The 12,844-nt window shown below is 62.0% G+C and carries 9 protein-coding genes, 1 other RNA gene and 1 pseudogene; 3 read left to right on the forward strand and 8 right to left on the reverse strand.

What is annotated here, in order from left to right:
* Positions 1-33 precede the first annotated feature (33 nt).
* Positions 34-2,091, reverse strand: a complete 2,058-nt coding sequence (gene dnaX, locus C4J94_RS19825; protein ID WP_124387701.1) for a DNA polymerase III subunit gamma/tau — start codon at positions 2,089-2,091, stop codon at positions 34-36.
* A gap of 133 nt (positions 2,092-2,224) precedes the next feature.
* Here dnaX and C4J94_RS19830 point away from each other — a divergent pair, with 133 nt between their 5' ends.
* Entirely contained in the window at positions 2,225-2,977 is a 753-nt protein-coding gene (locus C4J94_RS19830) for an ABC transporter substrate-binding protein (RefSeq protein ID WP_124387702.1), read from the forward strand.
* On the opposite strand, the gene C4J94_RS19835 is transcribed toward C4J94_RS19830, so the two are convergent.
* Positions 2,928-3,827 carry a DMT family transporter gene (locus C4J94_RS19835; RefSeq protein WP_124387703.1) on the reverse strand — a complete coding sequence of 300 codons (900 nt, stop codon included), beginning with the start codon at positions 3,825-3,827 and terminating at the stop codon, positions 2,928-2,930. The genes C4J94_RS19830 and C4J94_RS19835 overlap by 50 nt on opposite strands.
* A gap of 103 nt (positions 3,828-3,930) precedes the next feature.
* On the opposite strand from C4J94_RS19835, the gene C4J94_RS19840 reads away from it, so the two are divergent.
* Positions 3,931-4,794, forward strand: coding sequence for a LysR family transcriptional regulator (locus tag C4J94_RS19840; RefSeq protein ID WP_124387704.1), 864 nt, complete (start codon positions 3,931-3,933; stop codon positions 4,792-4,794).
* Between the two features lie 78 nt (positions 4,795-4,872).
* Here the strand turns inward: C4J94_RS19840 and C4J94_RS19845 are convergent, their stop codons facing one another.
* The 5 genes from C4J94_RS19845 to C4J94_RS19865 form a co-directional block, all read right to left on the reverse strand.
* Positions 4,873-5,463, reverse strand: a complete 591-nt coding sequence (locus tag C4J94_RS19845; protein WP_124387705.1) for a hypothetical protein — start codon at positions 5,461-5,463, stop codon at positions 4,873-4,875.
* A 1-nt stretch (position 5,464) separates the two neighbouring features.
* Complete coding sequence (locus C4J94_RS19850) at positions 5,465-6,511, reverse strand: N-acetylmuramidase family protein (protein ID WP_124387706.1); 1,047 nt, start codon at positions 6,509-6,511, stop codon at positions 5,465-5,467.
* Positions 6,512-6,668: 157 nt separating this feature from the next.
* Positions 6,669-8,630: a hypothetical protein gene (locus C4J94_RS19855; RefSeq protein ID WP_124387707.1), complete on the reverse strand. Its 1,962-nt coding sequence runs from the start codon at positions 8,628-8,630 to the stop codon at positions 6,669-6,671.
* Between the two features lie 148 nt (positions 8,631-8,778).
* Positions 8,779-8,875, reverse strand: an RNA gene (gene ffs, locus C4J94_RS19860) — signal recognition particle sRNA small type.
* 225 nt (positions 8,876-9,100) lie between these two features.
* The gene (locus tag C4J94_RS19865; RefSeq protein ID WP_124387708.1) at positions 9,101-10,267 is read right to left on the reverse strand and encodes a putative zinc-binding metallopeptidase; all 1,167 of its coding nucleotides are present in this window, start codon (positions 10,265-10,267) and stop codon (positions 9,101-9,103) included.
* A 98-nt stretch (positions 10,268-10,365) separates the two neighbouring features.
* Here C4J94_RS19865 and C4J94_RS28170 point away from each other — a divergent pair.
* Positions 10,366-10,470 (forward strand): annotated as a pseudogene (locus C4J94_RS28170) (outer membrane lipoprotein carrier protein LolA); the annotation flags it as partial.
* Here the strand turns inward: C4J94_RS28170 and ligA are convergent.
* Entirely contained in the window at positions 10,458-12,815 is a 2,358-nt protein-coding gene (ligA, locus tag C4J94_RS19875; protein ID WP_124387709.1) for an NAD-dependent DNA ligase LigA, read from the reverse strand. The pseudogene C4J94_RS28170 and the gene ligA overlap by 13 nt on opposite strands.
* Positions 12,816-12,844: the final 29 nt, after the last annotated feature.

A 12,844-nucleotide genomic window follows, 5' to 3' on the forward strand; every position in this document is an offset into this window, starting at 1 on the left:
TCAAAAGTACGTGGATCAAATTAGTCGCCCGGTTCATGACGCCTGGGGCGTCGGGGCTTCGACAGGTTCAATAGTATCGTGACGGACGACCGCACCGAACTGTTGCATCATTTGTTGGATAAGCGGATCCGCCTGGATCGACTCCTCGGCCTCGCGCTGACGGCCCAGGCGCCGACGCGTCGCCGCCTGGGCCGGGGTTTCCTGCTCGGGCTTGATCAGCTCGATGGCGATGGTCAGCGTGCGCCCATGGTACTGGTTGAGCGCATCGTTGAGCCGGCGCTGCTGGGTGGCATTGAACAGGGCGCTGTGGGCCGGGTCCAGGTGCAGCAGCCAGTGGTCACCGTCGATGGCGATCAGCGTGCAGTTGGCGGCGATACTGCCGGTCATGCCGGAGATCGGCAATTTCGGAAACAATTCCAGCCACTGCAGGGCCAGGCCGGTGGCCGGGGCGGCGGCGGGCTCTACCTCCGGCTCGGGGGCCGGCTCGGCGGTGTGCTCGCTGGCCAGTTCGTCCAGGTAGCTGTAGGCCGAATCCATGTCCGGCTCGATGTAGTCTTCGTCCAGCGGCGGCTCGTCGTCGAGGTCGATGCCGGGGGTGGCGGCTTCAACCTGGGCCACGGTCGGCTCCGGCACAGGCGCGGATACCCACTCAGGGGCATCCGGCACCACGCTGTCCGGGGTCGGCGTGGGCATCGGGGTCAATTCCGGCTGCTCGCCGGTGGTCTCCAGTACCGGCTCCACGGCGGGCTGTTGCTCGGGCTCGACGGGCGCTTCAACCGGGTCATTCCAGGGCAGATCGACCACCAGGGCAACTTCGGGTTGGGGCTCTGGCTCGATAACCGGTTCAGGCTCGGCCACCGCAGCGGCAACGACAGGCTCGGGAACCGCTGCGGGCGCAGCCACTACTGGCACGACTACCGCCGCGCCAGCCACTGGTTTGGCGGAATCAACTGTGGCCTGGCTGATCCCCACTGGCTTTAGCGGCTGTCTCGGCGCATCCGCCGAGTCTGCGGGCCGGAACGCCAGCATCCGCAGCAACACCATCTCGAAGCCACCGCGCGGGTCCGGCGCCAGGGGCAGGTCGCGGCGCCCGATCAGGCCCATCTGGTAGTAGAATTGCACGTCTTCAGCCGGCAGCGCCTGGGCCAGCGCCAATACGCGGTCGCGGTCGCCATGGCCGTTGTCGACACCCTCAGGCAATGCCTGGGCGATGGCGACGCGGTGCAGCACATTGAGGATTTCCGAGAGCACGCCATTCCAGTCCGGGCCCTGCTCCGACAAATGGCGCACGGCTTCGAGCAACGCCTTGGCGTCACCCTCGATCAGCGCGTGCAGCACGTCGAACACCTGGCCGTGGTCCAGCGTGCCGAGCATGGCGCGCACATCGGCGGCCATGACCTTGCCTTCGCCAAAGGCGATGGCCTGGTCGGTGAGGCTCATGGCATCACGCATCGAGCCATCGGCGGCGCGGCCCAGCAGCCACAGCGCGTCGTCTTCGAACGGTACGTTCTCGACGCCAAGCACGTGGGTCAGATGCTCGACTACCCGCTCAGGCGTCATGTTCTTCAGGGAGAACTGCAGGCAGCGCGACAAAATCGTCGCAGGAAGTTTCTGCGGGTCGGTGGTCGCCAGGATGAATTTGACGTAGGGCGGCGGCTCTTCAAGGGTTTTCAACAGTGCGTTGAAGGAATGGCTGGAAAGCATGTGCACTTCGTCGATCAGGTAGACCTTGAAGCGGCCACGGCTCGGCGCGTACTGCACGTTATCGAGCAGCTCGCGGGTGTCTTCGACCTTGGTGCGGCTCGCGGCGTCGATCTCGATCAGGTCGACGAAACGCCCTTCGTCGATCTCGCGGCAGACCGAACAGGTGCCGCAAGGTGTCGATGTGATACCCGTCTCACAGTTCAGGCACTTGGCGATGATGCGCGCAATCGTGGTCTTGCCCACCCCGCGTGTACCGGTGAACAGGTAGGCGTGGTGCAGCCGTTGGCTGTCCAAGGCATTGATCAGAGCCTTGAGCACATGGGTCTGGCCGACCATTTCGCGGAACGAGCGCGGGCGCCATTTACGTGCAAGAACCTGATAACTCATCGAAAACCGTCGCAACTGGGAAGCGGAAGCCGGTAATGCTAGCGGAGCAAGGGGGAAATTGCATCCGGCACGCTCGTCTAATCTGACTAAGCTGACCTCAAAGGCTGCGCCAAGGCCTGAACCCGGAGAGCATATGCGCGTAGTCCTGGGCGCTTTATGGATGATAGCCACGACCCTTCTGGCGGCACCCGCGCCGTTGCGCTTCTCGATTTCCGACAGCTGGGCGATGCCCATGGTGCACCTTGAGAACGGCCGCCCGACCCAGGGCATCCTGTATGACGTGATGGTAAGCCTGGCCACTCAGGTCGGCCAGCCCGCCCAGTTCCAGGTGCTGGCCCGTGCGCGCCTGGCCAATGCCATGGGCCATGGGGAAATCGATGTGCGTTGTTACGTCGCCCGGGAGTGGTTCGACAACGTACCCGGCGACTACCTCTGGAGCGTACCGCTGATGATGCAGCGCAATGTGTTGACCAGCATCCACCCTCAACTGATGCCGGTAGCCAGGCTGTTGCCGCAGGCGGTAGGAACGGTGCTCAACTACCGCTACCCCCTCCTCGACCCATTATTTGCCGATGGCCGGCTGACCCGCGACGACGCGCGCAGCGAAGAGCAGGTGCTGCAAAAGCTGGTGGCCGGGCGTTATGCCTATGCAGTGAGCAACGAATGGATACTGGATCGCTTCAATCAGCAACTGCCGATCGACCGTCGCCTGCATAAAGTCGCCGTGATCGAAGAACAATTCCTGGGCTGTATCGTGCGCAACGATCCCAGCGTGCCGGTGCAACAGATCCTGCGCACCCTGTTGCGCATGAAGCAGTCCGGCGAAATCGACGACATCATCCAGCTGTACACCGGGGAGAACGCACCCAGCGTGTCTCCAGACTGATAGCGGCCACGCTGGCCAGCACCATCAGCCCACCCAGCACCAACTGCAGGCCGATGTGTTCACCGAGCAGCAGCGCCGCCATCGCCATCGCAACCGGTGGCACCAGGTACATCGCCACCGAGGCGCGGCTGACCTCGACATGCTTGAGCACATAGCCCCAGGCCAGGTACGCCAGGGCGCTGGGAAAGACACCGAGCACCAGTACCGCCAGGTTGACCGACATCGGCGCCCTTATGACCGCAGCAGGCAGGCCCGGCAGGTTCACGCCCAGCATCAGGGTGCCGAACCACACCATGTAGCAGGCAAGGGTCAGCGGGCTGTAGCGGTGCGCGTAATGCCTCTGCACCGCGAAATACACGCTCCAGGACAGTGCAGCCAGCAGGATCAGCAAGCCGCGTGGATCCAGGTCGGCCATGCCTTGATCGCCCCGGATCACCACCAGCACACCACACAGCCCCAGCAGCACGCACCCCCAGCGCCAGGCGCTGACCCGCTCCTTCAAGCAGAAGAACGCAATCAACACGCTGAACAACGGCGCCGACTGCGCCAGCACGCTGGACGCCGACGCCGTCACCCATTGCTGGCCGCTGTTAAGGCTGGTGTGGTGCAGGAACACGCCGAAAAAACCCAGTACCAGCAGCCACGGCAGATCCCGCAGGCGTGGCCGACCGATGCCCATCACCAGCGCCAACGCGCCCATGAACACCGACGCGATCAAAAACCGCAGCAGCGCCAGTTGGCCAGGGCTGTAGCTGTGCAGCCCGAGGTGCACACCAATCGGCGAATACGCCCAACAAAGGATGACGGCGGCAACCACTAGCGTTAGCTTTACGGGGGATGGGGCATTCATCGACGGCATCCGGGGCACTGAGAAGGAATGCCGTCAGTCTTGGCCCGCGCCAGGCGCAGCACAATTAAGCGTTTCTGACTTCTGAGATCACTGGAACTGAGCAATGGAACTGGCCCAACTGAAAATGGTGCGAGCCGTGGCGCAAACCGGCAGCGTGGCCCAGGCCGCCCTGCAATTGCACTGCGTGCCGTCCAACATCACCACGCGCATCAAGCAGCTGGAAAGCGAGTTGGGCACGCCGTTGTTCATTCGCGCAGGACGCGGCCTGGCGATCAGTGCCGCCGGGGAGGTTTTTCTGGATTATTGCGAGCGCATCCTGGCGCTGGTGGACGAGTCCAGACGCGCGGTGGAGGCCAACGCGATGCCTCGCGGCACCCTGCGCATCGGCGCGGTGGAGTCCAGCGCCAGCGGGCGCCTGCCGCCGCTGCTGGCTGAATATCATCGGCGCTATCCCGACGTCAGCCTGGAACTGGTCACCGGCGCCTGGGCGCAGCTGCTGGACGACCTGCAGCACCATCGGCTCGACGTGGCGCTGGTGGCGTCAGCCAATTCCCGCACGAAGCTGGAACATAGCGTGGTGTACCGCGAACGCCTGGTGCTGATCGCCAGTGCAGCCAGCGCGCCGATCCAGGGCGCCGCAGATCTGGCGGGCCGCACCTTGCTGGTCTGGCCAGTGGGCTGCCCGTATCGCGCCGCCCTGGAGAACTGGCTCAAGCCCCATGACCTCACGCCCGCCATTGCCAGCTACGCCAGCTGGGGCACGATCATTGGCTGCGTCAGCGCAGGGATCGGCGTGGCCCTGGCGCCGGAAGGCATCCTGGCTCGGTATGAACAGGTCGATCAGTTGGCGTCGTATCGATTCGAGGAACTGGCGCCGGTTGATAACCTGCTGTTCTGGAACCCAGACAGCCAGCGGCACCTGGCACGGGATGCGTTTGCCCAGCTGTTGCGCGAGACCTTCGGCTGATCGGGCTGAGCTGACGCAGAGCGTCACGGGCTGCATTCCCATGCGGGAGCGTGGGAGCGATCCTCGCGCCTGACAGGATCAGCGCTTCGGCGCAGCCAACCGTGCGTATTGCTCCTGACTGATCCAGCCCGTGAACGAGCGGTCATCGGCATTGATGAATTCGACCTGTGCCCAACCGTCCTTGAAGGCGAGCACCCCTACCACGTCATTCTTGACGATGTAGGGACGCTTGGCGGCTTTCGCACCGGGGATTTTCAGCAGGTAAGCCTTGTCGGCCGATACCGTTACCAGGCCGATCCATTTTTTCCTGGCGGTCTGGCTCAGTTCCAGACCGGTGGCTATTTCCGGCATCAACACATTGATGCAGCCGGGATGCTGACGCCCTTGCGCCACGGTCAGGGTCACGCCATCGGACGATGCCGCCACGCTGCCGGGATAAGCCACATCGCGCCAGGTAGTCAGCGCCTCGGGCGGGCCTTGCAGAAAAAAGCTACAGCCCCGCTTCACGCCCTCGCCCATGTCTTCGGCGTAGAACCCTTCGACCTGATGCTGCGGCGTCACCGCCAGCATCAGCCCTTCGTACTTGCCCGACTGCAACGCGGCCGAACCTGCAAAGGCAGGCACCACGGCGCACAGCGACAACACACCTGCCACCAGCAAACGAATCATCTTATTTCTTCCCTTCCAGTACGTCGTAGGCCTGCTTCATCAGCACGTCGTAGTTGCCATAGTCATCACCGTTATAATTGCGGGCCATGGCGGTAAAATCCTTGTTTTTCATCGCACTCATCAACGCAGTGTTGTTACCGCAGAGGGCCAGGTAGGCCTTGAGCTGATTGCCGGCATTCACTTTCAGTGACGCCACGAACTCAAACACAGTCTTGAACCCGCACGACGCGAAATTGAACCCCATGATCTGGAACATGCCCCACGAGGCCGACATCAACGCTGCTTCCTGATCCAGTGCGAACGCAGTGGCCATGGTTTCCCAGGCCTTGACCTGATCCTTGTTGTTGGTCTGCCATTGCGGGCCGGCTTTTTTCTTGTAGATGTACGACAGCAACGGGTGCGCCTGGTCGTAGATATGCTTGGTGTACTTGCGAAATTGATGACCTTCGAAGGCGATGATCGGCAACTTGGCCGGCCCGAAGCCCACCTTGCCGCCCGACTCCACGGTGGCGAATGCCTTGATGACATTCACCGAGATCCCGTTGCCCAGTTGCTTGGCAGCATTCTGGAAGTCCGTTTCGCTCAGCGTCGTGCCACCGTCGCAGGTAGCCTGCATCATCAACTGCCGGTTGCGCCGTTCGGCCTCGATCACCGCACGCACCTGGTTCAGGTACACGTTGACGGTGGCCTGCACCGCATCGGCATTGTTATTGCCGAAGGCGTTCAGAAAGGTGGGTATACGCATCGTCGGGAAGGCCTGCACCGGCACCTTCACCGCCTCTTCGATCAAACTGTTGAAGGTACGGCCGGTAGGGTCGATCACGCCATCGGGATGGGCGTACTTGAGATGACGAAACTGGTACTGGCTGATGCACTGCACCAACTGGCCGTCGCATTTGCCATTTTCAGGCAGGGGGAACCCCAGTTTGGGAATGATCAGGTTGAACAGATACTGGATGCACTGCACATCGGCGGGCAGGTTGCGGGCTTTACCGGGGGTGCCGACCGAGGCACTGATAAGACGAGGCAACCCTTGCAGGCTTTTCATGACAGACATCCTTGTTAGTTAAAGAAGTGATAGCACTTCAATATCAAATCCGCGCCCTTTTCATGTTCTGAAACAAGTGGCCGGCGCACGCTAACAAGGCGGTTTGGGCTTGTCCACAAGGGGTTTCGAAAGTTGTGAATCAGCCAGAGTAAATCACTCAGTAGCCATGCACTTCACGGGTCTTCTGGTACTGGTGGTAATCGATCCATTCGACCACGTCGTAGGGCAGATAAAGCTGCGTTCTGGCCCGGGAAATCGCGATATACACCGCGCACAACCGTTGGTCGAACGCATAGGCGTCCTTGAATTTCACATTGGTCAGCAGCTCAGGGGTGAGCAAGACCTGATCGAATTCCATGCCGCCAGCGTCCTGGGCCAGCATCAATAGACAGCGTTCGGCCGGGTCGCCGCTCAGCCTGTTCAAACGCGTTACATCGGCCACGTTGAAACCTTTTTCCAGCCTGGCCTCGACCCACAGAAACGCCTCGTCGAACCGGCACGCGTCACGCACCTGTTGCCAGTCGGTCATATCGCTGAAAAACGGATGAGGCCCACGGTCACTGTACTCGCTGCCATAAAACTCTGGCTTGAACAGGGCGATGACGGTGTCCATGAAGTATTTGAGGTCCTGCTGCGCTTCATGGCTGGCAAAGGCACAGGCACAACGCGCTTCGCTCAGTTCAATGAGCCATTTCATGCTGTCCCAGGCGGACGCAGTCAGCACCACACAACCTGGCGGCGGCACAAAGCCCTGGGGATACAGCTCGATCCCGACGTCAGCATCCCGCGCGCCCTCGAACAGCACTTTGCTTTTTTCGGAGTGCTGGCTGATCAGCGGATTGACCAGGCGCTCGACATTGCGCCCGGAACGCACCGAATAGCCCACGTCCGTGTGGCGAACCTCACGGGCGCGTTTGACCATCACGCCACTGGCCTGCTGATACTCATCGCCCAGTGTGATCAGCACCTGGCGGCCGCGCTCGATGATTTGCAGCAGCGGCGCCGGAATATCCTGGCTCTCGTCGATCAGCACATGGGTATAGCGTTCAGGCACCACACTGCCTGCAAGGGCTGCACGCTTGATCATCAACAAGGCTTCGAAGCCTGTGTGGCTGCTCCAGGCCGCATTCGCCTCAAGGTAACCCCACACCCGGCTGGAATATTCGAGCAGCGCCTGGGCATCAACCGCCGACAACGGTTGCTTGAAATGCGGCAAGTGCTTGGCCGACAGGCTGTAGTCCCAGGAACGGCAGTAGCTTTCCAACACCTTGAGGCACACCTCCAGCACTGCCTGCCCTTCCAGGCGACGAAAACCAAAGATATTCAGTTCCTGGGCCAGTGCCTGCTTGCTCGGGACACGCACTTGCGTATTCACCGGCTGCGGCCTCGGGCCATGCAGCAAGGCATGGGCGAACGCCTGGAAGGTCTGCCCGGCCTTTCTTTCCCGCGTGCCCACCATACGCGCGCGCAGGGTTTCCAGCTTGGCCGGCGTACGGGCCAGCAGCAAGGTCTTCTCGGGGCGCAGATGCTCCATCAGCGCCACCAGCAGGTGACTTTTGCCGATGCCCGCGTACCCCTGGACATGCAGGTCTTCGTTCAGGTTGGCGCGAAAGGTTCGGACCAGCTTGTCTTGCTCGGCACTCAACCAGCGCTCGCGGTGCCGGGGCGTGACCATCTGCTGGCGGAACGGATTGTTGGCCTTGAGGTGACGAACTTTGTATTCGACGTCCCATTTGCCGTCGGGCAATAGATAGTCCCGGGCCGACACTTCATCGGCCAGCAGAAAACGCAATCCAAGGCTCTTGACCACATTGAGGCCGAAGTACAGCTTGCGCGTGTCAAACAGCCGCTGCGCTTCCGACAGCAGGCTCACGGCCGCAGAATGCCTGGCCTCTGCCGCCCAGCCAATGAGCTTGGCCAACACCCGTTCAGCGCCCACTGCACTCAGTTCGTGTTCCGGCATTTGCGCCAGATTCTGGATAACCAGCACCGCTGCAAGCTCCGGCTCACTCAGCGCAGCGAGCGCAGCCGCAGCGTCAGCGCTCAACAACCCGGCGCAGGTTTCGTCGGTGATCGGCAGGAATACCGGGCTGGATAACGCAAAATGTTCCGAGTGCATACAGCCTCATAGCCAGGGGAAGAGACGCTTGGGAGTATGCCACTAGTCGTGAAATGGCCGTCATGCACTGTGCAATAAACGTCACAGATGACTGGCTGGGTATTTGGATTTTTGATGGGTGTTACAGGAGGGAGCGTTATGGAGGCAACCCCACCAGCCACACCCCGGCACACAATGTTCCCGCTGTGGCTGCTGCCTTCCGGCTCTGACCAGGTTCACGGGTAATCGTTGCGGGGGGACCGATGGGGTCACCATAACGACGCTGGCCTCTCGGCAAGCGGGGCCATTGTACCGATCTCATCGGAAGTTACAACCGTAAAAAATGAGAAGCTTCAAGTACTTGCCATGGCCTCCAACAATGACGCTATCCAATGTGGGAGGGGGCTTGCCCCCGATGGCGGTGAACCAGCCAATAAATTTGTTGGCTGACACCCCGCTATCGGGGGCAAGCCCCCTCCCACATTTTTTCATCATTGGGCCTGTAGGACTTTATCCGCCTTGCCGCCCTCTTCCTGGATCACCAGGTGAATGAAGTGCAACTTGGCAATCACTGCCGGCGGCAGCACGAAGGGGTAGAAATCCGGTTGGCCCATGCTGCGCGACAATTCGTTGAGCATGCCGGCGAGCTCGATCCAGGCGTTGACGAAGGAGAGAAACGCCGCACCGCCAGGGTGTTCGGGGTCGTACAAGGTGGTCAGGGGAAACGGCTGGTAGTCCAGGTCCATCTCCCGCGCACTCATGCCAAAGCCCAGGGCCGTGTCGACGGCGTCCATCATGTGCAGGTAGTGAGCCCAGGTTTCGGCCCAGTCTTCCCAGGGGTGCATGGTGGCGTAGGCGCTGACGCAGGTTTGCTGCCAGTCCGGGCGAGGCCCGTTCTGGTAGTGCTGGTCGAGCGCGTCGGCGTAACTGGCGCGTTCGTCGCCGAACAGGTTGCGAAAGGGTTCCAGCCAGTGGCTGCCTGCGATCAGGCGATCCCAGTAGTAGTGGCCGACTTCATGACGAAAGTGGCCGAGCAATGTCCGGTAGGGCTCGCGCATCTGCACGCGAACTTTTTCACGATGGGCGTCGTCGGCCTCCTTGATGTCGAGGGTGATCAGGCCGTTGGCGTGACCGGTGGTGGGCGCATTGCCTGCCAGGTCGATGCCGACAAAATCGAATGCCAGGCCGGTCTCTTCGTCGACGCGCTTGGGCACCACCTGCAGGCCCAGGCTGATCAGCTGCGCCACCAGTCGGCGCTTGGCCGTTTCCACCTTGCGCCAGCGCTCGGGGTTTTCCGGGACCGATAAGTCGGGAATGGTGCGGTTCAGGCTGCAGGCCACGCACAAGGGAAAGGTGCTGTGCGCCGGGATCAGCCAGTTGCAGGCAGCCGGTGTGTCCAGGTTGGCGCAGCGGCGGAAGGCGCCGGCGTCGAGGTTGTCATCCATCAGCCAGGTGTCGGCCACGGGACCGGGTTGCAGCGAGGACAAGCGACTTTGTTGGGGGTGGTAGCCCAGCAGCGCCGAGCAGGCCAGGCACTGGCTGTTGCGAAAGAACAAGGACTGGCCACAGCGGCACTGCCAGACCTTGCTGTTACGCGAAGAGCCGGCCATGAACGGTGCCGCGATACGCGAGCTGAGTTGGTCGAAGTAGCGGAACATGGCGATCTCTCCCAGGGGGTGACTGAGACTAGATCATTTCCCTCGCAGGATCGTTCCACTCGGATGGATCAGCACCCCTGCCCCCTGTAGGAGCGAGCTTGCTCGCGAAGGTCATCAACGATAACGCGGGGTGCCTGATTCAACGCGGCGCACTCCGGCTCTTCGCGAGCAAGCTCGCTCCTACAATGTTTCACACGCTTATGTTGTGCTTGGCCAGGAAGGCGACGAACGCTTCCTCGTCCAGCACCTTTACCCTCAGCTCGCTGGCTTTGGCCAGTTTGGAACCGGCGCCCGGCCCGGCCACCACGCAGTGGGTCTTGGCCGAAACGGAACCGGCCACCTTGGCGCCGAGGCTTTCCAGTTTGTCCTTGGCCACATCGCGGCTCATCAGCTCCAGGGAGCCGGTGAGCACCCAGGTGTGCCCGGCTTCCGGCAAGCCTTCGACGACTTTTTTCTCGCTTTGCCAGTGCATGCCGAAGTCCTTGAGCTGCTGCTCGATGGCCAGGGCGTGGCGGGCGTTGTCGGGGTTGTCGAAGAACTCGCGCACGGCCTTGGCCTGCTTCTCGGGCAGGGCCTGGCGCATGTCCAGCCAGTCGGCCTGGATCACGCCTTCGAGGCTGCCGAACTTGTCCGCCAGTTTTTGCGCCGCGCCCGGCCCCACAGTGGGCACGTGCAGCTTGTCGAGCAGGCCGCCCAGGGTGGTGCTGGCGGCGAATTCGGCGCTCAGCTCGGCCTGTTCCTGCAATTGCAGGCCGCATTCCTGCGGCGACAGCAGCGCACCGATCACGTCCTGGTTATGGCGGTCTTCAAAGAAGCTATGGATCTCGTGCGCCACTTCAAGGCCCACATCCGGCAAGTAGGTGAGCACTTCCGGCAGCGCTTTTTGTACACGCTCAAGAGAGGCCAGGGAGCGCGCCAGCACCTTGGCGGTCTCCTCGCCCACATCGGGAATACCCAGGGCGTAGATGAACCGCGCCAGGGTGGGCGTCTTGCTGTTTTCGATGGCGGCGATCAGCTTCTTGCTGGAAATGTCGGCGAAGCCTTCCAGGTCGATGATCTGTTCGTACTTGAGCTTGTAGAGGTCGGCTGGCGAACCGATGAGTTTTTCGTCCACCAGTTGCTCAATGGTCTTGTCGCCCAGGCCGTCGATGTCCATGGCGCGGCGCGAGACGAAATGAATGATCGCCTGCTTGAGCTGCGCGCCACAGGCCAGGCGCCCGACGCAACGGTACACCGCGCCCTCGCTGACGGTTTCCTTGCCCTTGCTGCGCTTGACCAGTTGCGTGCGCTCCACATGGGAGCCGCATACCGGGCAGCTCTCGGGGACTTGCACCGCACGGGCGTGTTCCGGGCGACGCTCGGTGACCACCGACACCACCTGCGGGATCACATCCCCGGCGCGGCGGATCACCACCGTGTCACCGATCATCAGGCCCAGGCGCGCCACTTCGTCCATGTTGTGCAGGGTGGCGTTGGACACGGTGACGCCAGCGACCTTGACCGGCTTCAAACGCGCCACAGGGGTGACGGCGCCGGTGCGGCCGACCTGGAATTCCACGTCAAGCAACTCGGTCAGCTCTTCCATGGCCGGGAATTTATGCGCAATGGCCCAGCGCGGCTCGCGGGCGCGGAAACCCAGTTCGCGCTGGTAGGCAATATTGTTGACCTTGAACACCACACCGTCGATTTCATACCCGAGGCTGTTACGCCGCTCGCCGATATCGCGGTAATAGTCCAGGCATTCCTGGATACCCTTGGCCAGCTTCAGTTCATGACTGATCGGCATGCCCCACTTCTGCAATTGCTTGAGGTTGCCGATATGGGTGTCACTGATATCCGCCGTCACCTGGCCGATGCCGTAGCAGCAGAATTCCAGCGGGCGACTGGCGGTAATCTTCGAATCCAGCTGGCGCAGGCTGCCGGCCGCCGCATTGCGTGGGTTGGCGAAGGTCTTGCCGCCGACTTCCAGTTGCGAGGCGTTCAGGCGCTCGAAACCGGCCTTGGACATGAACACTTCACCGCGCACTTCCAGAGTGGCCGGCCAGCCGCTGCCGTGCAGCTTCAACGGGATGTTACGCACGGTGCGCACATTGACGCTGATGTCTTCGCCAGTGGTGCCGTCGCCACGGGTCGCGCCGCGCACCAGTTCGCCGTCCTGATACAACAGGCTGACCGCCAGGCCGTCCAGCTTCGGCTCGCAGCTGTATTCGACGCTGCCGAACAGGTCACCGGCCGGCAGGTCCAGGCCTTCGGTCACCCGGCGGTCGAATTCGAGCATGGTCGCTTCATCGAAGGCGTTGCCCAGGCTGAGCATCGGGATCTCATGCCTGACCTGGGTAAACGCCGACAGCGCCGCACTGCCGACCCGCTGCGTCGGCGAATCACGCGTCACCAGCTCCGGGTGCTCGGCCTCCAGCGCCTTGAGCTCATGGAACAACCGGTCGTACTCGGCGTCCGGAATACTCGGCTCGTCGAGGACGTGGTAGCGGTAGTTGTGCTGATCCAGCTCAGCGCGCAGTTCGAGGATGCGGGTATGGGCGGCGGTCATGGGTGTTCTCTCATAAAGCAAAAGAGCAG

The organism is Pseudomonas sp. R5-89-07, from assembly GCF_003851685.1.
GTDB lineage: Bacteria > Pseudomonadota > Gammaproteobacteria > Pseudomonadales > Pseudomonadaceae > Aquipseudomonas.

Coding starts and splice junctions, on each gene's coding strand:
- dnaX (WP_124387701.1), bottom strand. CDS start 2,091: ATGAGTTATCAGGTTCTTGCACGTAAATGGCGCCCGCGCTCGTTCCGC.
- C4J94_RS19830 (WP_124387702.1), top strand. CDS start 2,225: ATGCGCGTAGTCCTGGGCGCTTTATGGATGATAGCCACGACCCTTCTG.
- C4J94_RS19835 (WP_124387703.1), bottom strand. CDS start 3,827: ATGAATGCCCCATCCCCCGTAAAGCTAACGCTAGTGGTTGCCGCCGTC.
- C4J94_RS19840 (WP_124387704.1), top strand. CDS start 3,931: ATGGAACTGGCCCAACTGAAAATGGTGCGAGCCGTGGCGCAAACCGGC.
- C4J94_RS19845 (WP_124387705.1), bottom strand. CDS start 5,463: ATGATTCGTTTGCTGGTGGCAGGTGTGTTGTCGCTGTGCGCCGTGGTG.
- C4J94_RS19850 (WP_124387706.1), bottom strand. CDS start 6,511: ATGAAAAGCCTGCAAGGGTTGCCTCGTCTTATCAGTGCCTCGGTCGGC.
- C4J94_RS19855 (WP_124387707.1), bottom strand. CDS start 8,630: ATGCACTCGGAACATTTTGCGTTATCCAGCCCGGTATTCCTGCCGATC.
- C4J94_RS19865 (WP_124387708.1), bottom strand. CDS start 10,267: ATGTTCCGCTACTTCGACCAACTCAGCTCGCGTATCGCGGCACCGTTC.
- ligA (WP_124387709.1), bottom strand. CDS start 12,815: ATGACCGCCGCCCATACCCGCATCCTCGAACTGCGCGCTGAGCTGGAT.